Below are 23776 nucleotides of genomic sequence, written 5' to 3' on the forward strand. Positions count from 1 at the left end.
TTCTGCGGGGTTTTCTTGCGACACGCTCGAACAGGTGTTTGTCCGGCCCTGGCTGGTCGGATACTGTTTCGATCGACTGGGACAAGCCTGACGGGGACCACCGACATTCCCGCCGCGGCCGGACCGGCACCGACGAAAGCGAGACGACGTGGTGGACGAACTGCGGGGCCAGAAGCCGCTGACGCCGAAGCAGCAGGCGATCTTCGACGCGATCCGTGCATCGATCGCCTCGCGGGGCTACCCGCCGAGCATGCGCGAGATCGGCGACGCCGCCGGGCTCTCCTCGCTCTCCAGCGTCTCCCACCAGCTCGGCCAGCTCGAGCTCGGTGGCTGGATCCGCCGCGACCCGAACCGCCCGCGTGCGCTCGAGGTCCTGGTTGACGAGCCGACCTCCGACGTCGGCGGCCCGGACATCGACGCCACGACGCTCGTGCCGCTCGTCGGCCGGATCGCCGCCGGTGTCCCGATCACCGCCGAGCAGCACGTCGACGAGATCATCCCGCTCCCCCGTCAGCTCGTCGGCACCGGCGAGCTCTTCATGCTCAAGGTCGTCGGCGAGTCGATGATCGACGCCGCGATCTGCGACGGCGACTGGGTCGTCGTCCGGTCGCAGCAGACCGCCGAAAACGGGGACATCGTCGCGGCCATGCTCGACGAAGAGGCGACCGTCAAGGTCTTCCGCCAGCGCGACGGCCACACGTGGCTGCTGCCTCGGAACTCCGCCTTCGAGCCGATCCTCGGCGACGCGGCCTCGGTGCTCGGCAAGGTCGTCGCGGTCCTCCGCTCCCTCTGACCACTGCTCGCGCCGCACCGGCGCGGGACGCCGTCGTCACCGTACGACGCCCCCTGCACGACGAAACGCCGCCGGATTCGGCGGCGTTTCGTGTGTTCCGGGGTGTCTCGGTGACACGACGGCGTCTGACGGACCTGTGACGGGCCTCCAGGCCGCGCGGCAGCGCTCACCAGCGCCAGCCAGTTGCCAGCGCCAGTCGGAGCCGAGGGTCAGACGGTCGGGACGGGCGTGACCACGTAGGGCTCGAGGTCGGTGACCTGCCGTTGGAAGACGCGCACCCGCAGGCGCGTGCCGTCCTCGACGTAGTCGACGGACTCGACCGAGCCGGTGTCGTGCAGCGACGACACCAGGTCACCGCGGTCGTACGGCACCACGATCGTCAGGTCCACGTCGGGCTCGGGCAGGCGGTCCTCGATGACGCTGAGGAGCTCCGGGATGCCCTCACCGGTGCGCGCCGAAACGAACACCGCGTCCGGCACGAGCCCGATGAGCACGAGGCGCTGCGCGTCGTCGATCAGGTCGGCCTTGTTGAACACGACGACCTCCGGGATGTCGCCCGCACCGACGTCACCGATGACCTCGCGCACGGTGGACAGCTGCGCCCCGGGGTCGGGGTGCGAGCCGTCGACCACGTGCACGATGACGTCGGCGTCGCCGACCTCTTCGAGGGTGGAGCGGAAGGCCTCGACCAGCTGGTGCGGCAGGTTGCGCACGAAGCCGACGGTGTCGGCGAACGTGTACTCGCGGCCCTTGGTGCTCTCGGTCCGGCGGACCGTCGCGTCCAGCGTCGCGAACAGCTGGTTCTGCACGAGCACACCCGCGCTCGTCAGTCGGTTGAGCAGTGACGACTTGCCGGCGTTGGTGTAGCCCGCGATCGCGACGCTCGGCACCTCGTTGCGGTTGCGCTCAGCACGCTTGGCCTCACGGGCCGGGGTGAACCCGGCGATCTGCCGACGGAGCTTCGCCATCCGCGTGTGGATCTTGCGGCGGTCGAGCTCCATCTTCGTCTCACCGGGGCCACGAGAGCCCATGCCAGCGCCTCCGGAAACCTGGCCACCGGCCTGCCGGGACATCGAGTCACCCCAACCGCGCAGTCGAGGCAGCAGGTACTGCAGCTGGGCGAGTTCGACCTGCGCCTTCCCCTCGCGGGTCTTCGCGTGCTGGCTGAAGATGTCGAGGATCACGGCCGTGCGGTCGATGACCTTCACCTTCACGACGTCCTCGAGCGCACGACGCTGCGAGGGTGCCAGTTCGGTGTCGGCGATGACGGTGTCGGCGCCGGTGGCCTTGACGACCATCGCGAGCTCCTGGGCTTTGCCCTTGCCCAGGTAGGTGGCCGGGTCCGGGTTCGGCCGGCGCTGGAGGAGCCCGTCGAGCACCACGGCACCCGCGGTCTCGGCGAGTGCCGCGAGCTCGCGGAGGGAGTTCTCGGCGTCCTGCGCGTCGCCCTGGGGGTACACGCCGATCAGGACGACCTGCTCGAGCCGCAGCTGGCGGTACTCGACCTCGGTGACGTCCTCGAGCTCGGTGGAGAGGCCGGCGACACGGCGCAGCGCCGCACGGTCCTCACGGTCGTACTGGTCGCCGTCGCCCGTCCAGCTGCGATCGTCGGTCGACCGCGTCTGGATCGCCTGGGCGGGCGCGAAGATGGACGATGCTGCGCGGTGGTCTGCGTTGCGCAACACCCTCTCGACGACACCGTCTGCGCTGTCGTCGTTGGTCTGGTGGTTCTGCTGATGGGTATCCGTCATCCTGTGCACAGGCTACCTCCGCAGGCCCGTCGACACACTCGGTTGCCGGTACGGTTCATCCATGGCGAACGACCACTACTTCTCGGCCAACCCCGAGAGCGACGTCCGGCCCCGCCAGGTGGACGTCACGCTCGCCGGTCAGCCCCTCACCCTGTCGACCGCGGCGGGGGTCTTCAGTCCCGACGGCGTCGACCGCGGCACGAAGGTCCTGCTCGGTTCGGTGCCGGCACCCGCTGCTGACGGAGCGCTGCTCGACATCGGCTGCGGCTGGGGGCCGATCGCGATCACCATGGCGCTGCAGTCCCCCGACGCCCACGTCTGGGGCGTCGACGTCAACGAGCGGGTGCTGGGACTCGCCCGGGCCAACGCAGCGACGGCCGGAGCTGCGAACGTCACGATCGCGCTGCCCGACGACGTGCCGGCAGACCTGCGGTTCCGGACGATCTGGTCGAACCCGCCGATCCGGGTCGGCAAGGACGAGCTGCACCAGATCCTGCTGACGTGGCTGCCCCGGCTCGAGGTCGGGGGCGATGCCTGGCTCGTCGTGTCGAAGGACCTCGGGGGTGACTCCCTGCAGAAGTGGCTCGTCGGCGCCCTCGGTCCGGGCTTCGCAGTCACGCGCGAGTCGACGGCCAAGGGCTTCCGCGTCCTCCGGGTGCAGCACAGCGCGTAGGGCGCGCGCGACGCGCCCGCGCCGCGCAGCGCGTCAGACCGTCAGGTCGCCGGAGAACACGAGCTCGGCGGGCCCGGACAGCGACACGTGCTCGCCGTCCTCGGTCGCCGTCATCCGCACCGTGAGCAGCCCGCCCGGTACCCGCACGCGCCAGGAGTCCGGCGCCCCCGCACCGACCCAGTAGCGCGTGGCGAGGGCAGCCGCCACGGCACCGGTGCCGCACGACAGGGTCTCACCGCTCCCCCGCTCGTGCACCCGCATCGTGATCTCGCCGACGCCGTCCTTGATGAGCGGGTCGCCGGGCAGCACGAACTCGACGTTCGCACCGTGCTCGGGCGCCGGTTCGAGCACCGGCAGGAACGTCAGGTCGAGGTCGGCCAGTTCGTCCTCGGTCTCGACGGCGACGACCACGTGCGGGTTGCCCACGTCGATGCCGATGCCGGGGCGCGCCCCATCGAGGTTCTTCGCCCGGACGAGCACGTCGTCGGATCCGCCGCCCTCGATGCCCAGGCCCCAGCGGCCGAGGTCGGCCGCGAACCCGTTCGTGGTGCGCTGGATGTCGACCAGCCCCTTGCGGCTGCCGACCGTCAGCGTCTCGCCGGGCGCCAGTTCGACCAGGCCGGACTCGGTCAGGTACCGGGCGAACACGCGGATGCCGTTGCCGCACATCTCGGCGACCGTGCCGTCGGCGTTGTGGTAATCCATGAACCACGTCGCCTCGGGTTCGACGGCGACGAGCGCGCGGCCCTCGGGGATCGCTTCGGACCGCACCGCGCGGATCACGCCGTCCCCGCCCACGCCGAAGCGTCGGTCCGCGATGGCACGGATCCGCTCGGGGGTCAGGTCGACGGTGGCGTCGGGGTCGGCGAACAGGACGAAGTCGTTGCCGGTCCCCTGGCCCTTGGTGAAGTGCAACTCGGTCACGGCACGATCCTACGGGCCAGTTCCGTCAGGTCACCGCGGTCGGCCCCGGTGACGTCGAGCGTCTCGGCGTCGGCGTACCGGCGGAACCACGACACCTGCCGGCGGGCGTACTTGCGGGTCGCGATGCCCGTCGCCTCGACGGCCTGCTCGCGGGTCGACGTACCGGCGAGCACCTCGAGCGCCTGCGAGTACCCGATGGCGCCGCGCGCGGTCCGGCCCTGCTCGAGTCCCAGCCCGCGGAGCGCCGCGACCTCGTCGACGAGTCCGGCGTCGAACATCCGCGCCGCGCGCTCGTGCAGCGCCGACACGAGCTGCTCCCGGTCGCGTCGCAGGTGCAGGATGCGGGACGGTCGCCAGGCGCGGGGCGCGGCCGGGAGGCTCGGGGTCACGACCTCGGATCGGCTCGCGATCTCGAGTGCACGGATCAACCGCCGTGGGTTGCGTGCGTCGATCGTCGCGGCGGCCGCCGCGTCGAGGGCGCGGAGCCGTTCGAGCAGGATGCCCGGGCCGAGCGCGTCGTGCTCGCGCTCCAGCTGCGCACGGAGCTCGGGGTCGGTGCCGGGGAACGCCAGGTCGAACAGCACCGCGGAGACGTAGAGCCCGCTGCCCCCGACCAGGACGGCCACCCCACCGTCGGCCTGGATCCGGTCGACGTCGGTGCGTGCAGCCACCTGGTACGCGGCGACGCTCGCCTCATCGGTGACGTCGAGCACGTCGAGCTGGTGGTGCGGGATGCCGTGCCGCTCGGCCAGCGGGAGCTTCGCGGTGCCGATGTCCATGCCGCGGTACAGCTGCATGGCGTCCGCGTTGATGATCTCCGCGTTGCGACCGGTGGCACGCAGGCGCTCGGCGATCGCGATGCCGAGGTCGGACTTCCCCGTGCCCGTGGCTCCGACGACCGCGATCAGGTCGGCCTCGACGCCGGTACCGGACCCGAGCGTCGAGCCGCTCGACGGCACGCCAGCGGTGGGCTCAGCGTCCGACACGGAGCGTGGGCAGCCCGAGCGAGACCGGACGTGGGCCGTCGGCTGCGGCGCCGGCCGGGGTGGGCACGCCGCAGCTCTCGGCCTGCGCGCGGTCCCAGGCATCTCCGGCCCGGGTTCGTCGGATGCGCAGCGGGGCGTCGTCGTCGGCGAGCAGGAAGTGCGGTGCCGCCCGGGTGATGTCGACGGTGACGACGTCGCCGGGGCGCGGGACATCGGACCCGGCGGGCACCGTGAAGTGCACGAGCCGGGAGTCCTCCGCACGACCGGAGAGCCGGCGGGTGGCGTCGTCCTTGCGGCCTTCACCCGAGGCGACGAGCACCTCGACGCTCCGGCCGACCTGCTGTGCGTTCTCTTCCGCCGTGATGCGTTCCTGCAGGGCGACGAGTCGCTCGTACCGCTCCTGCACGATGTGCTTCGGCAGCTGGTCGTCCATCGTCGCCGCGGGCGTGCCGGGGCGGATCGAGTACTGGAACGTGAACGCCGAGGCGAACCGTGCCTGCTCGACGACGCGCAGGGTGTCCTCGAAGTCGGCGTCGGTCTCGCCGGGGAAGCCGACGATGATGTCGGTGGAGATCGCCGCGTGCGGGATCTTCGCGCGGACGCGGTCGAGGATGCCGAGGAACCGCTCGCTGCGGTAGCTCCGGCGCATGGCCTTGAGCACCCGGTCGGAGCCCGACTGCAGCGGCATGTGCAGCTGGGGCATCACGTTCGGGGTCTCGGCCATCGCGTCGATGACGTCGTCGGTGAACGCTGCCGGGTGCGGGCTGGTGAAACGCACGCGCTCCAGCCCCTGGATGCCACCGGTAGCCCGCAGCAGCTTGCCGAACGCCTGCCGGTCGCCGAACTCGACGCCGTAGGAGTTCACGTTCTGCCCGAGCAGGGTGACCTCGATCGCACCGTCGTCGACGAGCGCCTGGATCTCGGCCAGGACGTCACCGGGGCGGCGGTCCTTCTCCTTGCCACGCAGCGAGGGGACGATGCAGAACGTGCAGGTGTTGTTGCAACCGACCGAGATCGAGACCCAGCCGCTGTGCGTCGAGTCGCGCTTGGTGGGCAGCGTCGACGGGAAGACGTCGAGTGCCTCGAGGATCTCGATCTGCGCCTCGTCGTTGTGCCGCGCCCGCTCGAGCAGGGTCGGCAGCGATCCCATGTTGTGCGTGCCGAAGACCACGTCGACCCACGGCGCCTTCTCGAGGATGACGTTCTTGTCCTTCTGCGCCAGGCACCCGCCGACGGCGATCTGCATGCCGGGGTGATCGCGCTTGATGCCCGCGAGTTGTCCGAGGTTGCCGTACAGCCGGTTGTCCGCGTTCTCGCGCACCGCACAGGTGTTGATGACGACGACGTCGGCCTGTTCGCCGTCCGCCGCGGTGTAGCCCGCGGCCTGCAACGACCCGCTCAACCGCTCGGAGTCGTGCACGTTCATCTGGCACCCGTAGGTGCGGACTTCGTAGGTGCGGGGGCGCGCTGCGACGGTGTCCATGGTCGTCCCAGTGTAGGTCGGAGCGGCTACTCGAACCGCACGGTCCCGCGGCCGGAAGGCGGCCGTCTGCCGCCGCCGTCGAGTGCGCGTGCGACAGCGATCCGGACGACGCCGGAGCTGTAGCCCTTGCGCATCAGGAAGCCGGACAGCCGACGTTCCGCGGTGGCCCGGTCGAGGCCGCGCATCTGCGGCGCTCGCTTGTCGGCGAGTTCCTGCGCGCGGAGGAACTCGTCGTCCTCGTCGTCGGCGGCTTCGTCGAGTGCGGTGTCGATCGCCACCTGGTCGATCCCCCGGCGTCGGAGTTCGGTGACGACCCCCTGGCGGCCGAGGCCCTTGCGCGCGTGCAGCCGGTCGACCAGGTCGGTGGCGAGGGCGACGTCGTCCAGGAGCCCGACACGGGTCAACCGTTCGATCTCGTGCTCGACCACGTCGGTGTCGAGGTCCTGCTGCAGCAGCAGGGTCCGCATCTCGGACTCGCTCACGCCCTTGCGACCGAGGGCACGGAGGCTGAGCCGTTCGGCGTCCGCGCGCTGTTCGTCGAGCGGACGGGGTGCGTCGGCCGGGTCGATCTCCTCGCCGCCGGCGATGGAGAACACCGACGCGGTGGTGGCGTCGGCGGTCTCGGAGTCGTAGCCGTCCTGCTCGGCACGGGTCGAGCGCCCGCTGCCGTCACCGATCACGGGCGACACCCATGCTGCCGGACCCCGGGCACCGCGCAGGGGCACCGGCGAATCGGCGTCGAAGGGTGCCGGGATCTCGTCCGGCCGAGCGTCGCCGGACTCGGGCACTGCCCACCCGTCGACGTCCCGTGGTTCGTCCGGTGACACCGGCGGTGCGGGGATCGCGGGCGTCACCGGTGTGACGGGAGCGCGACGACGCGACCTCGCACCGAACAGGTCGGTGACCGGTGCGAGGCCGTCGTCGTCGTGGTCGGTGCTCACGCGCCCTTGCGCTCCGCGAGCTTCGGCGCGATCGACTCGACCGGGGCATCCTCGGCCTTGGAACCGCCGACGCCGAGCTTGGCGAGGATCTTGCCTTCGATGTCGGCAGCGATCTCGGGGTTCTGGATCAGGAAGGAACGCGAGTTCTCCTTGCCCTGCCCGAGCTGGTCGCCGTCGTACGTGTACCAGGCGCCCGACTTCTTGACGATGCCGTGGTCGACACCGAAGTCGAGCAGCGAGCCTTCGCGCGAGATGCCGACGCCGTACAGGATGTCGAACTCGGCCTGCTTGAAGGGCGGCGCCATCTTGTTCTTGACGACCTTGACGCGCGTTCGGTTGCCCACCGCGTCGGTACCGCTCTTGAGTGTCTCGATGCGACGGATGTCGAGGCGGACGGACGCGTAGAACTTCAGCGCCTTACCGCCCGAGGTGGTCTCCGGCGAACCGAAGAACACGCCGATCTTCTCGCGCAGCTGGTTGATGAAGATCATCGTGGTCTGCGTCTGGTTCAGGCCACCGGCGAGCTTCCGCAGTGCCTGCGACATGAGGCGGGCCTGCAGACCGACGTGCGAGTCACCCATCTCGCCCTCGATCTCGGCACGGGGCACGAGGGCCGCGACGGAGTCGATGACGATGAGGTCGATGGAGCCGGAGCGGACCAGCATGTCCGCGATCTCGAGCGCCTGCTCGGCGGTGTCGGGCTGCGACACAAGCAGGGCGTCGATGTCGACACCGAGCTTCTTGGCGTACTCGGGGTCGAGCGCGTGCTCGGCGTCGATGAAGGCCGCGATGCCACCGGCGCGCTGGGCGTTGGCGATGGCATGGATGGTGAGGGTCGTCTTACCCGACGACTCCGGGCCGTAGATCTCGACGATGCGGCCACGGGGCAGGCCACCGATGCCGAGCGCGACGTCCAGCGCCACCGACCCGGTCTGGATGACGTTGACGGGGGCGCGTTCGTCCGAACCGAGGCGCATGATCGCACCCTTGCCGAACTGCCTGTCGATCTGTGCGAGTGCGGTCTCGAGGGCCTTTTCGCGGTCTGCCGGTGATGGCATGGGGTGCTCCTTCGTGCTCGTGTTCGGCCGCCTGTAGGCTGTCGCGTCCACGCCGGCCGATGGTGCAAGGCCGATGGTTCTGCGACAAGGCTTCGGGCTGTTCCCGATGTCCATCAACCTATGGCGAGCCACCGACATCACTGCCGACGGTCACGCGATCTGTGGATGGAGCATCCGGGCGACGCCGCTGTGGAGGAAGTTACCACCGATCGAACACGCGTTCGAGCAACACGCCGAACACAGTTTCGGGTGCCGGACCCGCAGGACCGCGCTCAGTCCTGGGGTTCGGCCAGGCCCTTGCCGTGCCGACGGTCCATCGGGACGTCCTGCGAGTCGCACAGGGCATCCCACACCCGGCGGGCGTCGATGCCGGCGGCAAGGGCGTCCACGGCCGATCGACCGCCCAGCCCCTCGAGCACGACGTCACGGGTGACCACGGACCCGTAGGCCTCGCCGAACACCTGGTCGACGGCTCGCCAGAACTCACTCACGCGCATCCGACCAGCCTAAGCGCGTCGTCGCGGGCCGGAACGCAGAACGCCCCCGCCGGGAAGGACCGGCGAGGGCGTTCGGTGCAGTGCGGTCAGCGCACCGCGAGGTCGTTGTCGAACTCGGCGACGAGGTCGTCCGGGAGCGTGTCGGGGACGGGGGTCAGCCCCTCGACGATCGCGAGGCGGTCGCCCACTTCGCGCATGATGGTCGAGATGGGCGTGTCCAGAGCATCCGCGACGGACGCGAGGATCTCCGAGCTGGCTTCCTTCTGCCCACGCTCGACCTCACTGAGGTACCCGAGCGCGACACTGGCCTTGGACGCGACCTGACGGAGGGTCCGGCCCTTCTGCAAGCGGAAGTCCCGGAGCACATCGCCGATTTCCTGACGAACGAGAACCATGAGAACTCCTCCTCTCTGTCGTCTCCGCGCCCGCTCGGTCCGGTGGAACGAGTTCGGGTTCAGCAACAATAGCGTTGCCGGTTGCAGCATGTTAGCCAGGCTGGCTGCCGTACTGCTGGAGATTTCGTGAGATGTAACCCAGTGGAAACGGGACCTATTCCCGGCCCCGGATCTCGGACGACATCCGTGCAAGGAGTTCGGAGACGGTGGCGTGACGGATTGCTCCCCGGTCACCGTCGAGGTGCAGCTCGAAGGCCTCGGCGCCCGCGGCGGAGGCGATCCCCACGTACACGGTGCCGACGGGCTTGCCGTCCTGCGGGTCCGGGCCGGCGACACCCGTCGTGCTGATCCCCCACGTTGCGGGCTCCCCGTCGACGGACAGCGCGATCCGGACACCGGCGGCCATCTGCCGGGCGACCTCCGGGTGCACGGCACCCTCGGCCTCGAGCAGGTCCGCCGAGACCCCGAGCACGGAGTGCTTCACGGGCGTCGCGTACGCCACGACGCCACCGCGGACGACGGCGCTCGCCCCGGGCACGTCGACGAGGGTCGCGACGACGAGTCCGCCGGTCAGCGACTCCGCCACGGCGAGGGTCTCGCCCCGCGCCGTCAGTTCGGCGATGAGACCCGGTGCGACCGGCTCGACGGGCGCGGCCTCGGTCGAACGGTCGGGCCCGGTCATGCGGTGGTGCGGTTGTGCTTCCATGCCTGCCAGAGGTAGTCGATCCCGCTCAGGACCGTTGCCAGGAACGCGGCGGTCATGAGGATGCCGTTGACCCAGTGCGCCCAGTCACCGACCAGGTTCCACCACGGGAACAGCGCGGCCGTCAGTGCGACGGCCTGCAGCACGGTCTTGATCTTGCCTCCGCGGCTGGCCGGGATCACCCGGTCGGAGAGCACTGCGAACCGGAAGACCGTGATGCCGATCTCCCGCACCAAGATCAGCACGGTCACGTACCAGGGCAGTTCCTGCAGGATGGACAGCGCGACGAGCGCACCCCCGATGAGCACCTTGTCGGCGATCGGGTCGACGAGCTTGCCGAAGTCCGTGACCAGGTTCTGCCGACGGGCGATGATGCCGTCGGCGCTGTCCGTGACGATCGCCACGACGAAGACGACCGCGGCCCAGATGCGCAGGGGCCCGTCGTTCCCGGCGTCGGTGAGCAGCAGGACGAAGAACAGCGGCGCCATCAGGATGCGCACCACCGTGATGATGTTCGCGACGTTCGCGGTCGACGCCGGGCCGGGGCCCTTGCGCAAGAGCCGCCCGCGCCACGGGAACCGTGCGCCGTGCGTGGTGTTCGTGCTGTCCGAGGCGGTCATCGCCGTCACTCCCTGCCCGTCAGTCCCCACGCGTCCTCATCGGGCTCGTCGTGGACTTCATCGTACCCGCGGGTCATGTCCCCGACGGGGTCGGCACCGTACCGGTCACCGTCGCCGGACGGCGTCGGTGCCGGCGCTGCCGGAGCGGCCGCGGCGGGCGGCTCCTCGCCGCGGAGCTTCGCGAGCACCGCGGGCAACTGGTCGGCGGTCACCAGGACGTCGCGGGCCTTCGAGCCCTCGGACGGTCCGACGATGTCGCGCGACTCCATCAGGTCCATCAGGCGACCGGCCTTGGCGAAGCCGACGCGGAGCTTGCGCTGCAGCATCGACGTCGAACCGAACTGGGTCGACACGACCTGTTCGACGGCCGCGAGCAGCAGTTCGAGGTCGTCGCCGATGTCGGCGTCGATCTCCTTGCGCTCGACCACGGCCTGGACGTCCTGGCGGTACTCGGGCTGGGCCTGCCGCGTGACGTGCTGGACGACCTCGGCGACCTCGCCCTCCTGCACCCAGGCGCCCTGCACGCGGAGCGACTTCGACGAACCCATCGGCAGGAAGAGCGCGTCGCCCTGACCGATCAGCTTGTCGGCGCCGGGCTGGTCGAGGATGACGCGGGAGTCCGTGACGCTCGTCACCGCGAAGGCGATGCGCGACGGCACGTTCGCCTTGATCAGGCCGGTGATGACGTCGACCGAGGGCCGCTGCGTCGCGAGCACCAGGTGGATGCCGGCGGCGCGGGCGAGCTGGGTGATGCGGACGATCGATTCCTCGACGTCACGCGGTGCCACGAGCATCAGGTCGGCGAGCTCGTCGACGACCACCAGCAGGTACGGGTACGGCTTGAGCTTCCGCTCGCTGCCCGCCGGCAGGACGATCTCGTTGTTCTCGATCGCCTTGTTGAAGTCGTCGACGTGGCGGAACCCGAACGACGCCAGGTCGTCGTACCGCATGTCCATCTCCTTCACGACCCACTGCAGCGCTTCGGCCGCCTTCTTGGGGTTCGTGATGATGGGGGTGATGAGGTGCGGGACGCCGGCGTAGATCGAGAGCTCGACGCGCTTCGGGTCGACCAGGACCATGCGGACCTCGGACGGCTTCGCGCGCATCAGCAGCGACGTGATCATCGAGTTGATGAACACCGACTTGCCGGAACCGGTGGAGCCGGCGACGAGCAGGTGCGGCATCTTCGCCAGGTTCGCGACGACGAAGCCGCCCTCGACGTCCTTGCCGACGCCGATCGTCATCGGGTGCTTCGACTTGCGCGCGGCGTTCGAGCGCAGCACGTCGCCGAGCGAGACGATCTCGCGGTCGGTGTTCGGGATCTCGACGCCGATCGCGCTCTTGCCCGGGATCGGCGACAGGATGCGGACCTCGTTCGAGGCGACCGCGTACGACAGGTTCTTCGACAGGGCCGTGACGCGCTCGACCTTGACGCCCGGGCCGAGCTCGATCTCGTACCGGGTGACCGTCGGCCCGCGGGAGAACCCGGTGACCTTCGCGTCGACCTTGAACTCGGTGAGCACGCCGGTGATGGCGGCGACGATGTCGTCGTTCGCCTGGCTGCGCGCGACCGAGGGCGTGCCGGAGCTCAGGGTGGTGGCGGCCGGCAGTCGGTACGGCTTCGACGGGTCGTCGTCGGGCCCGGCGGCGGCCGCGCTCAGCTCGGCGGCGGCGTCGATGTCCTCGGGCTCGTCGACGACCTCGGGCTCGGACAGCACCTCGGGCACCGCGGCACGGATGTCGGCGGTCGGCTGCGGGCGCGCGGGGACGTCGGTGCCGAACGCGCGCAGGGCCTGCTCGGCGTCCTGCAGGTCCTGCTCGACGGAGTCGTTGAGGTTGACCGACGCGGGCTCGGCCGGCGTGAGGTCGACGAGCCCTGCGGCGGCACCGGCGTTCGGGCTCGGAACGGGGGCGACGGGAGCAGCGGGCGCGACGGGCGCGGCAGCGGGCGCGACACCGGTGGCCGGCGGGAGCACCGGGCTGTCGTACGCCGGGTCCTCTTCGCGTCCGGACTTGTTGCGGCGCCACCACGGCACGTTGTCGCCGCCGGCTTCGGCGTCGGCAGCGGCCTGCTCGTCACCGAACCCGAGGTCGTCGAACAGCTGGAAGTCGGCGTCGCCCTTCTTGCCGCGCTTCGAGGTGCGGGTGCGGGCGGCGGGCTCCGCCGCGGCGGCGGCGTCCGCGTCCGGCTCGGCAGCGGGCGCCGGGGCACCGAACAGGTAGGCGTAGAGCTCGTGCAGCCGGCGACCGAGCTTGTTCGGCGGCGTCTTGGTGATGATGAAGAGCGAGAGCACGAGCAGCACGATCGCCACGGGCACGGCCACCCACGCGGTCGCGATCGTGACGAGCCAGCCGATGACCACCCAGCCGAGCACCCCACCGGCGGCAGCGAGCGCGGGCATGCCGTCGGCCGCGCTCGGTCGGCCGCCGAAGACGTGGCAGAGCGAGGCGATGGAGACGATCAGGATGCCCAGACCGATGCCGATCCGGGTGTTGTCGTGCACCGAGGCCGGGTGCCGGAACAGCCACCCGGCGAACACGATCATGATGACCGGCAGGGCGAATGCCAGGCGGCCGAACAGCCCGCCGAACGTGTACGCGTCGAGTGCGACGGAGACGCTGTTGGTCGGGTTGAGCCACTCGACGACCCCGCCGGCGATGGCCAGCAGGAACAGCAGGAACGGGAACCCGTCGCGCCGCTGGTCCTTCTCGAGGGTCTCCTTGCCGAGCAGCCGGAACATCGCGCCGACGCCGTGCGCCATCGCGAGCCAGAAGGTCACGAGCGGGTTCTGCTCGCGGAACACCGGCGTGGGTGCGGCCTGCGGCAGCTTCTTCGTCGTGGCCTGGGTGCGCGACGAACCGCGCGTCCCGTTGCCACGGGACGACGTGGACGCGCGCGAGCGCGTGGTCGACTTGGTGCCTCCGGCCATGGGCAGAACCCTAACGCCCGCCCAGGACAAACGCAGGAAGGCCCGCCGCAGCGTCCGTGACGGACGCTGGACGGGCCTCCAGGGCGGGGACGGAGGCTACGCCTCGATGACCACCGGGACGATCATCGGACGACGACGGTGCTTCGTGTTCACCCAACGACCGACCGTGCGACGGACGACCTGCGCGAAGGCGTGCGAGTCGCGCGTGCCGTTGGCTGCGGCCTCGGAGATCGCCTTGGCGATCTGCGGACGCACGTCGTCGAAGACGGAGTCGTCCTCGGCGAAGCCGCGCGACTGGATCTCCGGGCCGATCACGCACTGCCCGGTGGTGAAGTCCACCGCGCAGAAGACCGAGATGAAGCCCTCTTCGGCCAGGACACGGCGGTCCTTCAGGTCGGCGTCGGTGATCTCGCCGACGGTGGAGCCGTCGACGTAGACGTAGCCGATGTCGAGCTGGCCGGCGACCGTTGCGACGCCGTCCTTCAGGTCGACGACGATGCCGTCCTGACCGAGGATCACGTTGCGCGGCGGGACGCCCGTCTGGATCGCCAGGTCGGCGTTCGCGTACAGGTGACGGTGCTCGCCGTGGACGGGGAGCACGTTGCGCGGTCGCAGGATGTTGTAGCAGTAGAGCAGTTCGCCGGCCGAGGCGTGTCCGGAGACGTGCACCTTGGCGTTGCCCTTGTGCACGACCTTCGCGCCGAGCTTGGTCAGCCCGTCGATCACGCGGTACACGGCGTTCTCGTTGCCCGGGATGAGCGACGACGCGAGGATGACGGTGTCGCCCTCGCCGATCTCGATCTGGTGCTCGAGGTTCGCCATGCGGGCCAGGACGGCCATCGGCTCACCCTGCGACCCGGTCGACATGTAGACGATCTGGTCGTCGGGGACGTTCTTCGCCTTCTTCGTGTCGATGAGCACGTTCTCCGGCACCCGCAGGTACCCGAGGTCGGCGGCGATCGTCATGTTGCGGATCATCGAGCGGCCCATGAACGCGACCTTGCGGTTCGCGGCCGCGGCGGCGTCGAGGACCTGCTGCACGCGGTGCACGTGTGACGAGAAGCTCGCCACGACGACCTTCTTGCGGGCGCGCATGATGATGTTCTCGAGCACCGGGCCGATGTCGCGCTCCGGAGCGGTGAAGCCCGGCACGTCGGCGTTCGTGGAGTCCGGCAGGAACAGGTCGACGCCGGCCTCGCCCAGACGGGCGAACGCGCGGAGGTCGGTGATCCGGTCGTCCAGCGGGAGCTGGTCCATCTTGAAGTCACCCGTGTGCAGGACACGACCGGCGGGGGTCGTGATCGCGACGGCGAGGGCGTCCGGGATGGAGTGGTTCACGGCGACGAACTCGAGGTGGAACGGGCCGATCTGCTCGGTCTGGTCCTCGGCCACGACGAGCGTGTACGGCTTGATCCGGTGTTCCTTGAGCTTCGCCTCGACGAGCGCGAGGGTCAGCGTGGAGCCGATCAGCGGGATGTCGTCGCGGAGCTTCAGCAGGTACGGGACCGCGCCGATGTGGTCTTCGTGGCCGTGCGTGAGCACGACACCGAGGACGTCGTCGAGGCGGTCACGGATCGGCGTGAAGTCCGGCAGGATCAGGTCGACACCGGGCTGGTGCTCCTCGGGGAACAGCACGCCGGCGTCGACGATGAGCAGCTTGCCCTCGTACTCGTAGACGGTCATGTTGCGACCGATCTCGCCGAGGCCCCCGATGGGGATCACGCGGAGGGTGCCGTTCTCGAGCGGCTGCGGTGTGGAGACTTGTGTGGGCATTCGGTCCTACGGATTCGGGCGACGTGCGTGCTGCGCGCCGCGGTGTTCGCTAGCGGGTGGTGCCTGGCACCTTCGGTAGTGCACCGCCGGCCGCCGCGTTGCGGTCGGGGCGGAAGTTCGAGAAGTCGGCGCCGGGCACGTCGCGCACGGCTTCGAGTGAGGTCTCGATGGCGTACGCCTCGGAGTCCTCGGGGCCGACGAGCGGCAGTCGGACGCGCGGGCTGCCGATGCGGCCGAGCCCGTGCAGGATGTACTTGGCGGCCACGGTACCGGGAACGTGCGTCATCACGGCGCGGACGAGCGGCTCGAGTCGCTTGTGCTCGGCCGTCGCGGTGGCCAGGTCGCCCCGGTTCACGGCGTCGACGATGGTGCGGTACGGCGCGCTCGTGATGTTCGCCGTCACGCCGATCAGGCCGGTGGCACCGATCGACAGGTGCGGGAGCACGTTCGTGTCGTCACCGGAGAAGTACATGAGGTCGGTGTTGTTCAGCACGCGCGAGACCTCGGCGAAGTCGCCCTTGGCGTCCTTCACGGCGAGGATGTTCGGGTGCTTCGACGCGCGAAGGATCGTGTCGTAGGTGATCGGGATGCCGGTGCGGCCCGGGATGTCGTACAGGATCACCGGCAGGTCGGTGGCGTCCGCGATCATCCGGAAGTGGGTGAGGACACCCGACTGTGTCGGCTTGTTGTAGTACGGCGTGACGATCATCACGCCGTCCGCGCCGGCCTTCTCGCTCTGCTTGTACAGGTGGATGGCGTGCGCGGTCTCGTTCGAGCCACCACCCGTGATGATCTTCGCGCGGCCGGCGGCCACGGACTTGCCGACCTCGACCAGCCGGAGCTTCTCCGGGTCGGTGAGCGTCGACGTCTCGCCGGTCGTGCCGGTGACGACGATGCCGTCGGCGCCGGCGGTGATGCAGTCGTCGATGTGCTGCTCGACGCCGGGCCAGTCGACCTCACCGTCGGCCGTGAACGGGGTCACGAGGGCGACGAGGACCTGACCGAAGGGATTCTCACGCGGGGACACGGGCAACAGCGTACCGGGGATGCGCGCGGAGGCCGCCGTCCGTGTGGACGGTCGCCTGCCTGCGGCGCGGCCGGGAGGCCCGGATCACGTCCGTCCCGCCGGTCACGCCCGGCGCGTGCGGGCACTCAGGCGCGGCGCTGCCACTCCAGGAACCGGTAGCGGGTGCCGCCGTTGCGGGACTCCTGCCACGGGCCCTCGTCGGTGAGCGTCCAACCGGCAGTCTCGTCGAGCGTCGGTGCGACGGTGTCGCCGGGGACGTCGACGTCGATCACGGTCTCGGAGACGACATCGGCACGGTCGAGCGCCGCGGCGTAGACCTGGCCGCCGCCGACGACCCAGACGGTCTCGTCGGTGCCGTCGTCGCCTTCGAGCGCGGCCTGCAGGTCGTGCACCACCTCGGCACCGTCGGCGGTCCACGTCGTGTCACGGGTGAGCACCACGTTGCGCCGACCGGGCAGGGGGCGGAACCGCTCGGGCAGGGACTCCCACGTGCGCCGGCCCATGAGCACGGTCGCGGCGCCGGTGACCCGCTTGAAGTGCGCCAGGTCCTCGGGCACGTGCCAGGGCATGCCCCCGTCGGCACCGATGACGCCGGTGGTCGAGCGGGCCCAGACCATGCCGATCATCAGACGGCGACCGCGGCCTTGATCGCCGGGTGGTGCTCGTACCCGACGACGGTGAAGTCCTCGTACTCGTAGTCGTCGATCGAGTCGCGCGGCGCGAGCTCGAGCGTCGGCATCGGGTACGCCGTGCGGGACAGCTGCTCCTCGACCTGTTCGACGTGGTTGTCGTAGACGTGGCAGTCGCCGCCGGTCCAGACGAAGTCACCGACCTCGAGCCCGGTCTGCGCCGCGATCATGTGGGTCAGCAGCGCGTACGAGGCGATGTTGAACGGGACCCCGAGGAACATGTCGGCGCTCCGCTGGTAGAGCTGGCACGAGAGCTTGCCGTCGTTGACGTAGAACTGGAAGAACGCGTGGCACGGGGCGAGCGCCATGTCCGGCACGTCGGCGACGTTCCACGCCGAGACGATGAGCCGACGGCTGTCCGGGTTCGTCCTGATCTGCTCGATGACCTGGGCGATCTGGTCGACGTGCTCACCCGAGGGGGTGGGCCAGGATCGCCACTGCACGCCGTACACCGGGCCGAGGTCGCCGTCGGCGTCCGCCCACTCGTTCCAGATCCGGACACCGTGCTCCTGCAGCCAGGTCGCGTTGCCCTCGCCGCGCAGGAACCAGAGGAGCTCGTACGCGATCGACTTGAAGTGCACGCGCTTCGTGGTGACGAGCGGGAAGCCCTCCGACAGGTCGTAGCGGAGCTGTGCGCCGAACAGGCTGCGGGTCCCCGTGCCGGTGCGGTCGCCCTTCGGCGAGCCCTCGGTCAGGACCCGGCGGAGCAGGTCCTCGTAGGGGGTCGGGACGGAAGCGTCGGGCTGTACGGTCTCGCTGTCGGTCACACACAGAAGCCTACGTCGGTGTGAGTAGCGTTGCCGGTATGCCCGACACGACGGAACAACCGCTCTCGATCCTGGTGGCCGGCTCGTCCGGCTTCATCGGGACCCCACTCGTCCGCGCCCTGCGCGAGGCGGGGCACCACGTCACCACGCTCGTGCGCCGGGAAGCCCGCACCGCGACCGAGTTCCGCTGGGCACCGGGGCGACGTCCGCTCGACCCGGCGATCCTCGACGGCGCCGACGTCGTGATCAACCTGGCCGGCGCGAACATCGGCAAGCTGCCGTGGACCGACGCGTACCGCAAGGAGATCCGCAGCTCACGCATCGACCCCACCGACACCCTGGTCGAGGCGATGCGGCACGCGACCACTCCCCCGGCGCTGTTCCTGTCGGGCTCGGCCTCGGGCGTGTACGGCGACCGTCCGGCCGACGTGCTGCCCGACGACGCCGCCCCGGGCACGGGGTTCCTCGCCGACGTCTGCACCGCGTGGGAGTCGGCCGCGAACGCCGCCCCCGCGGGGGTCCGGGTCATCACGCTCCGGACCGGCATCGTGATCGGCAAGGGCGGCGGCGCGCTCGCACCCCTCGTCCCGCTGACCAAGCTCGGCGTCGGCAGCCGACTCGGCACCGGCGGCCAGCACTGGCCCTGGATCGCCCTCGAGGACGAGGTCGGCGCGATCGTGCACCTGGCGACCGCGGCGCCGGACGTCTCCGGCCCGGTCAACCTGGCGGGCCCGGAGCCGGTCGTCGCCGACCGCATCACGAAGCACGTCGCCGAGGTGCTGCACCGCCCCTACCTGTTCCGGATCCCCGAGTTCGCCCTGCGCCTGGCGCTGCGGGACGCCGCGGACGACATGCTCCTGTCGAGCCAGCGGATGGTCCCCACGAAGTTGCTCGAGTCCGGCTACACGTTCCGGTACACGCAGGCGGCGGACGCGATCGACGCCGTCTTCTGATCGGACGGCAGACCGGGGGTCAGCGGTCGGCGGCGCGCGCCAGGGCGGTGCGCATCGCCGACCGGGCACGTTTGCGGTCGCCCGCGGCGTCGTAGACCACACCGAGCCGGTACCAGGCACGCCAGTCGGCCGGGTCCTGCTCGACCGCGTCGCGGTACCGCGGGAACAGCTCGTCGGCGGCGTCGCGGATCGGACGACCCGACGGCCGCACGGGGACGACGTCGTCCGGTGTGCCGCCCTCGGCCTCGAGCCGTGCGCCGAGCCGCGTGATGCGGATGCCGAAGCGGAACTCCAGGACGAGCAGGAGCGCGCCGATCGCGGCGACGACGAACAGTGCGACACCGATGCCGATGCCGATCGGGATGCCGGTGGCGATGAAGGCCACGGCACGCTGTCCGACGAGAACGATGTACAGGGCGAGCAGCACCGCCATCAGTGCTGCACCCCAGAACGGCGAGCGGATCGTGCGTCCGGCCCGCTCCATGCGACCCACGGCCCTCAGCCGATGCCGAGGACGCTGCCGAGGCCCACGGTGAGCCCCCGCGCCGACACCACGTTCGCGAGCGCCGCACGGATGCCCGCCACGTAGGCGACGTCGTCGTTGGTGTCGTGCCGGATCGTCAGTGTCTCGCCGGGGCCGCTCAGCACGACGTCCTGCACGGCCTTCACCCCGGGCAGCCGGAGCGAGTGGATGGGCACACTGGCGACCTGCTGACCACGGGCGCGCTGGTCGACGTGTGGAGCGTCCACCGGCCCGACATCGCGCCGGGCGTCGGCCATCAGCTCCGCCGTGCGCACCGCGGTGCCCGAGGGTGAGTCGATCTTGCCGGCGTGGTGGGTCTCGACGATCTCGGCAGCCGGGAACCACGGCGCCGCGATCGTCGCCAGGTGGGTGCCGAGCACCGAGCCGATCGAGAAGTTCGGGACGACGAGCACCCCCTGCTCCGGGCGTTCCTGCAGCCCGGTGCGGAGCTTCGCGAGGCGATCGAGCGACCAGCCGGAGGTACCGACGAGCACGTTCGCGCCGCTCGACAGCGCATTCTCCACGATCGCCGGGCTGAGCGACGGCACCGTCACGTCGACCACCAGGGCCGCGCCGCCGAAGACGGACGGGGGTGCCTGGTGGGCGCCGTCCTTCGAGGACAGACGGGCGACGAGCTCGAACTCCGGGAGTTCCTCGACGACGGCGGCCACGAGGCCCCCGAGACGACCGGTGGCGCCGACGACGGCGACGGGAGTGACCATGCGGTCCATCCTAGGATCGACGCATGTCAGTCGAGGTCAGGACCGTGCCGGCCGATCTGTCCGAGGTCGACGTCCTGCTCGACGCGTACCTGGACGAGCGCGAGGCGACGTTCCCGAGCGCGCAGGGCACCTACGCACGGAAGCGCACCCCCGCGGCCGAGTTCACGCCACCGAACGGTGTCTTCGCACTGGCGGACGACGGCGGCGTCGCGATCGGGTGCGGGGGGCTCCGGCGGATCGCGGACGGCGTGGACGCAGCCGGCGCCGTCGACGTCCGGTTCGAGGTCAAGCACGTCTTCGTGACACCGGCCGGGCGCGGCAAGGGGGTCGCGACGGCCGTGATGGACCTGCTCGAGCGGGCCGGTGCCGACCTCGGCGCGACGAGCATCGTCCTCGACACGAACGACTCACTCGTCGCCGCGGCCGCCCTGTACCGCAGCCGCGGCTACGAACGCGTCGAGCCGTTCAACGACAACCCGAACGCGACCGCCTGGTACCGCAAGGCCGTGGCCCCGACCCGGACGGGCCGCGGGCCGGACGCCTGAGCCGCCACGGGTCTCCCGGCCGCGCCACCGCGAACCGGACCGGCGGCCGCTAGACGGGCTGGTCGACCGGCAGCCCGGTGCGCAGCTCCACCGGCAGGTGGGCCAGGTCGTTCAGCGTGACGACCTCGGCCGGCTTCGCCGAGCGGATCCGGATGATCGTGAGCGCGGTGTGCGCGACGTTGGTGCCCATCCAGCGCCACTCGGGCGCCTGGAACGCTTCACGCACGAACCAGCCGATCACGGCGTTGTGCGTGATGAGCAGGTCGTGCCGGTCTTCGCGCGCCGGGGTGAACCACTCCGACACGGCGTCGCCCATCTGGGCTTGCCCGGCGACGATCTCCTCTTCGGTGATGCCGCCGTACCAGCCCTGGTAGGCGTGCGGCATGTCCGGCGTCGGGCCCGAGGGGATGCAGTCGAACAGCAGCGTCGAGGGTTCCGGCTGGATCGACGGCAGACGCTGCGACAGGAACGCGGCGGTCTCGCTCGGGGCCTCGAGCGGCGAGTGGTACACGCCGTCGAATGGCACGCCGCCGAGACGGTCGGCGACCAGGGTCGCCTGACGCTTGCCGCGTTCGGAGAGCTTGCCGTCCCGCAGGCCGTGTTCGGCGTCCTGGTGTTCGCCGTGGCGGACGAGGTACAGGTAGTGCGACATGTCCGTGCTCAGCTGCCGATCCCGATGGCCGCGGCGAGTTCGTCCTGCTGCACGGCGCCGACCACCGAGGTGATCGTCGGCCGGGTGAGCAGGTCGCGCGCGAGTTCGAGCACGCCGCCGGTGGTGACGCCGTCCACGCGTTCGAGCGCGGTCGACAGGTCGGTGTACTCCCCCGTGCCGAGCTCGGAACGGCCGAGACGCGTCATGCGTGCGTCGGAGTCCTCGAGCGAGAGCGTCAGCGCACCCTCGATCTGCCCCTTCGCCCGCCGCAGTTCGTCGTCGGTGATGCCGTGGTCGACCATCCGGCGGAACTCCGCGTCGACGATGTCGACGACACCGGCGACGTTGTCCGGCGCGCAGCCGGCGTAGACGCCGAAGGCACCGTTGTCCAGGTAGGCGGGAGCGAACGACGACACCGCGTAGGCCAGACCGCGGCGCTCGCGGACCTCTTGGAACAGGCGCGAGCTCATGCCGCCGCCGAGCACGGCGTTCAGGACGCTGAGCGAGGGCCGGCGGTCGTCGCGCAGGTCGAGACCCTGCGAGCCGCGGAGCATGCTGACCTGCTCGGTCGGGCGGTGCACCACGGACAGCTTCGGCTCGACCGGGTCGGCAACCGTCTGGGGCGTGCGGCGCGGCAGCGGCGCGGCGTCGGGAGCGTCGTGGAAGACGCCGGCGACGAGCTCGCAGAACCGGTCGTGGTCGACGGCACCGGCGGCGGTGACGACGATGCCGTTGGGCGCGTAGTGCTCGCGGTAGTGCGCCAGCACCTCGTCGCGCTGGACCGCACGGATGCTGTCCGGGGTGCCGCCGATCGGACGGCCGAGGGGGTGCCCGCCGAACGCCGCGGCGAAGAACGCTTCGCCCGCGACGTCGGCCGGGTCGTCCGCGGCCATCGCGAGTTCTTCGAGGATGACACCGCGCTCCACGGCGAAGGCCTCGTGCTCGAGCACCGACCCGGTGACCATGTCACCGATGACGTTCACGGCCATCGGGACGTCGGTGTCCCGGACCCGTGCGTAGTAGCAGGTGTACTCCTTGGCCGTCGCGGCGTTGTGCTCACCGCCGACCGAGTCGAACGCGATGGCGATGTCGAGCGCCGACCGCGTCTCGGTGCCCTTGAAGAGCAGGTGTTCGAGGAAGTGCGTCGAGCCGAACTGACCGTCGCGCTCGTCACGTGAACCGACGCCGACCCAGAACCCGATGCTCGTCGACGCGGCGCCCGGCACCGCCTCGGTGAGCACACGGACGCCCGACGGCAACACGGTGCGACGGACGAAGGCCCCACCGGACGTCAGGAACGACGTGTCCGGGGCCCCGAGCGGCAGTGGCACTGGCTGGTTCATCGCAGACGAGCCTACTGATCCGCCGACGCGTGCCGCCCAGTTTCCCGGTCCGGGCCACGTGCCACTCGAAGTGGGGTACAGGAAGTGTGGACAGACCGACTCGTCTGTCTGTCCTCCTTGTGCTACAGTTGGCCACGCCGGATCGAAAGCCCCCCTAAGTTCCGATCCGGCGGCTCGGGACATCAGTCCTGCGCGACCACCGAGTCCCCCCACTCCGGTCGCGGAGCCGATGAGTCCGAGGAGTACACGCTGTGACGGTCGATTCCCCCCAACCGGCCGTCCAGCGTCTCCCCGGCCCGAGCACGAACCTCGCGTCGCCGGACGGGTCGAGCGTCCCCCCGACTCCCCGCTCCGGCGGCGCGAAGGTCCGTGTCCTCGAGACCGCCACGCGGCTGTTCTACGAAGAGGGCATCCACAGCGTCGGCGTCGACCGCCTCATCTCCGAGGCGAGCGTCACGAAGGCGACGTTCTACAAGCACTACGGGTCGAAGGACAACCTGATCCTCGCCTACATCCGGACCCAGCACGAGCGCGTGCAGGAGCGGATGGAGCAGCTCATCACCGACGCCGGCTCCCCCGAGCCGGCTGTCCGAGCGTGGGTCGCCGCGCTGGCCGACGACGTCAACGACCCGGCCTTCCGCGGCTGTGCGTTCCTGCACGCCGCCGCCGAGTACCACGACCCGCGCGACCCGGTCCGCCAGGTCGTCGCCGTGCACCGCGACTGGTACACCGAGCGCCTCGCGACCCTGCTGCACGACGCCGGGCACCCCCTGCCCGGCGACGGCGCCGACGAGCTCATGCTCGCGCGTGACGGTGCGATGGCCGGGGCCTACGCCGGCGACGCGATCGCTGCCACCGCGGCGCTGAACCGCGTGGTCGACCGGGTGCTCGCGGTCTGACACCCGACTCGTCGCCAGCGCTGTCGCTGTCGGCTGTCACTGTCGCTTTCGCGAAAGCGACAGATCACCGCGAACAGTTCGCGGCGATCCGTCGGCTTCGCGGCACGGACGCACCCGCGCGACGCAGAT

The 23776-nt window shown here is 70.5% G+C and carries 24 protein-coding genes; 5 read left to right on the forward strand and 19 right to left on the reverse strand.

All coding sequences use genetic code 11. The annotated features are described in order from the left end of the window. The first annotated feature begins 148 nt into the window (after positions 1-148). Complete coding sequence (gene lexA / locus H489_RS22440) at positions 149-793, forward strand: transcriptional repressor LexA (protein ID WP_017885907.1); 645 nt, start codon at positions 149-151, stop codon at positions 791-793. A 209-nt stretch (positions 794-1002) separates the two neighbouring features. On the opposite strand, the gene hflX is transcribed toward lexA, so the two are convergent. Continuing rightward, complete coding sequence (gene hflX, locus H489_RS22445; RefSeq protein ID WP_017885908.1) at positions 1003-2544, reverse strand: GTPase HflX; 1542 nt, start codon at positions 2542-2544, stop codon at positions 1003-1005. A 61-nt stretch (positions 2545-2605) separates the two neighbouring features. Between hflX and H489_RS22450 the strand changes: the two genes are divergently transcribed. Next, complete coding sequence (locus H489_RS22450) at positions 2606-3217, forward strand: class I SAM-dependent methyltransferase (RefSeq protein ID WP_017885909.1); 612 nt, start codon at positions 2606-2608, stop codon at positions 3215-3217. A 33-nt stretch (positions 3218-3250) separates the two neighbouring features. Here the strand turns inward: H489_RS22450 and dapF are convergent, their stop codons facing one another. From dapF to H489_RS22515, 14 genes are all read right to left on the reverse strand, one after another. Then, positions 3251-4141, reverse strand: coding sequence for a diaminopimelate epimerase (dapF, locus tag H489_RS22455; RefSeq protein WP_017885910.1), 891 nt, complete (start codon positions 4139-4141; stop codon positions 3251-3253). After that, positions 4138-5127, reverse strand: coding sequence for a tRNA (adenosine(37)-N6)-dimethylallyltransferase MiaA (gene miaA / locus H489_RS22460; protein WP_017885911.1), 990 nt, complete (start codon positions 5125-5127; stop codon positions 4138-4140). The genes dapF and miaA overlap by 4 nt, the downstream gene beginning before the upstream one ends. Then, positions 5114-6610 carry a tRNA (N6-isopentenyl adenosine(37)-C2)-methylthiotransferase MiaB gene (gene miaB, locus H489_RS22465; protein ID WP_017885912.1) on the reverse strand — a complete coding sequence of 499 codons (1497 nt, stop codon included), beginning with the start codon at positions 6608-6610 and terminating at the stop codon, positions 5114-5116. The genes miaA and miaB overlap by 14 nt, the downstream gene beginning before the upstream one ends. A gap of 26 nt (positions 6611-6636) precedes the next feature. Then, positions 6637-7551, reverse strand: a complete 915-nt coding sequence (locus H489_RS36590; RefSeq protein WP_017885913.1) for a regulatory protein RecX — start codon at positions 7549-7551, stop codon at positions 6637-6639. After that, positions 7548-8609, reverse strand: coding sequence for a recombinase RecA (recA, locus tag H489_RS22470; RefSeq protein ID WP_017885914.1), 1062 nt, complete (start codon positions 8607-8609; stop codon positions 7548-7550). The genes H489_RS36590 and recA overlap by 4 nt, the downstream gene beginning before the upstream one ends. 272 nt (positions 8610-8881) lie before the next feature. Next, positions 8882-9106: a DUF3046 domain-containing protein gene (locus tag H489_RS22475; protein ID WP_017885915.1), complete on the reverse strand. Its 225-nt coding sequence runs from the start codon at positions 9104-9106 to the stop codon at positions 8882-8884. Between the two features lie 86 nt (positions 9107-9192). Next, positions 9193-9501: a helix-turn-helix domain-containing protein gene (locus tag H489_RS22480; RefSeq protein WP_027464765.1), complete on the reverse strand. Its 309-nt coding sequence runs from the start codon at positions 9499-9501 to the stop codon at positions 9193-9195. A gap of 154 nt (positions 9502-9655) precedes the next feature. Further along, complete coding sequence (locus H489_RS22485; protein WP_017885917.1) at positions 9656-10183, reverse strand: CinA family protein; 528 nt, start codon at positions 10181-10183, stop codon at positions 9656-9658. Next, complete coding sequence (gene pgsA, locus H489_RS22490) at positions 10180-10824, reverse strand: CDP-diacylglycerol--glycerol-3-phosphate 3-phosphatidyltransferase (RefSeq protein ID WP_031259193.1); 645 nt, start codon at positions 10822-10824, stop codon at positions 10180-10182. Before pgsA ends, H489_RS22485 begins: the two co-directional genes overlap by 4 nt. A gap of 5 nt (positions 10825-10829) precedes the next feature. After that, positions 10830-13754, reverse strand: coding sequence for an FtsK/SpoIIIE family DNA translocase (locus tag H489_RS22495; RefSeq protein ID WP_017885919.1), 2925 nt, complete (start codon positions 13752-13754; stop codon positions 10830-10832). A 96-nt stretch (positions 13755-13850) separates the two neighbouring features. Further along, the gene (locus H489_RS22500; protein WP_017885920.1) at positions 13851-15527 is read right to left on the reverse strand and encodes a ribonuclease J; all 1677 of its coding nucleotides are present in this window, start codon (positions 15525-15527) and stop codon (positions 13851-13853) included. 49 nt (positions 15528-15576) lie between these two features. Then, positions 15577-16554 (reverse strand): 4-hydroxy-tetrahydrodipicolinate synthase, encoded by a 978-nt coding sequence (gene dapA, locus H489_RS22505; protein ID WP_017885921.1) that lies wholly within the window; start codon positions 16552-16554, stop codon positions 15577-15579. A gap of 125 nt (positions 16555-16679) precedes the next feature. Then, positions 16680-17180: a dihydrofolate reductase gene (locus H489_RS22510; protein ID WP_017885922.1), complete on the reverse strand. Its 501-nt coding sequence runs from the start codon at positions 17178-17180 to the stop codon at positions 16680-16682. Continuing rightward, a complete protein-coding gene (locus H489_RS22515; protein ID WP_017885923.1) occupies positions 17180-18010 on the reverse strand; it encodes a thymidylate synthase in 831 nt (276 codons plus the stop codon). The genes H489_RS22510 and H489_RS22515 overlap by 1 nt, the downstream gene beginning before the upstream one ends. Before the next feature lie 38 nt (positions 18011-18048). Here H489_RS22515 and H489_RS22520 point away from each other — a divergent pair, with 38 nt between their 5' ends. After that, positions 18049-18963 carry a TIGR01777 family oxidoreductase gene (locus H489_RS22520; RefSeq protein WP_017885924.1) on the forward strand — a complete coding sequence of 305 codons (915 nt, stop codon included), beginning with the start codon at positions 18049-18051 and terminating at the stop codon, positions 18961-18963. A 19-nt stretch (positions 18964-18982) separates the two neighbouring features. On the opposite strand, the gene H489_RS22525 is transcribed toward H489_RS22520, so the two are convergent. Further along, positions 18983-19447 (reverse strand): tetratricopeptide repeat protein, encoded by a 465-nt coding sequence (locus H489_RS22525; protein WP_017885925.1) that lies wholly within the window; start codon positions 19445-19447, stop codon positions 18983-18985. A 14-nt stretch (positions 19448-19461) separates the two neighbouring features. Further along, positions 19462-20208 (reverse strand): 4-hydroxy-tetrahydrodipicolinate reductase, encoded by a 747-nt coding sequence (locus H489_RS0118300; RefSeq protein ID WP_031259197.1) that lies wholly within the window; start codon positions 20206-20208, stop codon positions 19462-19464. Positions 20209-20231: 23 nt separating this feature from the next. On the opposite strand from H489_RS0118300, the gene H489_RS22530 reads away from it, so the two are divergent. Next, positions 20232-20753 carry a GNAT family N-acetyltransferase gene (locus H489_RS22530; protein ID WP_017885927.1) on the forward strand — a complete coding sequence of 174 codons (522 nt, stop codon included), beginning with the start codon at positions 20232-20234 and terminating at the stop codon, positions 20751-20753. A gap of 49 nt (positions 20754-20802) precedes the next feature. Here the strand turns inward: H489_RS22530 and H489_RS22535 are convergent, their stop codons facing one another. Beyond that, complete coding sequence (locus H489_RS22535) at positions 20803-21405, reverse strand: histidine phosphatase family protein (RefSeq protein WP_017885928.1); 603 nt, start codon at positions 21403-21405, stop codon at positions 20803-20805. An 8-nt stretch (positions 21406-21413) separates the two neighbouring features. Beyond that, positions 21414-22748, reverse strand: coding sequence for a M16 family metallopeptidase (locus H489_RS22540; protein WP_040418871.1), 1335 nt, complete (start codon positions 22746-22748; stop codon positions 21414-21416). 251 nt (positions 22749-22999) lie between these two features. Here H489_RS22540 and H489_RS22545 point away from each other — a divergent pair, with 251 nt between their 5' ends. Next, a complete protein-coding gene (locus H489_RS22545) occupies positions 23000-23647 on the forward strand; it encodes a TetR/AcrR family transcriptional regulator (protein ID WP_017885930.1) in 648 nt (215 codons plus the stop codon). Positions 23648-23776 lie beyond the last annotated feature (129 nt).

This window comes from Curtobacterium flaccumfaciens UCD-AKU, from assembly GCF_000349565.1.
GTDB lineage: Bacteria > Actinomycetota > Actinomycetes > Actinomycetales > Microbacteriaceae > Curtobacterium > Curtobacterium poinsettiae.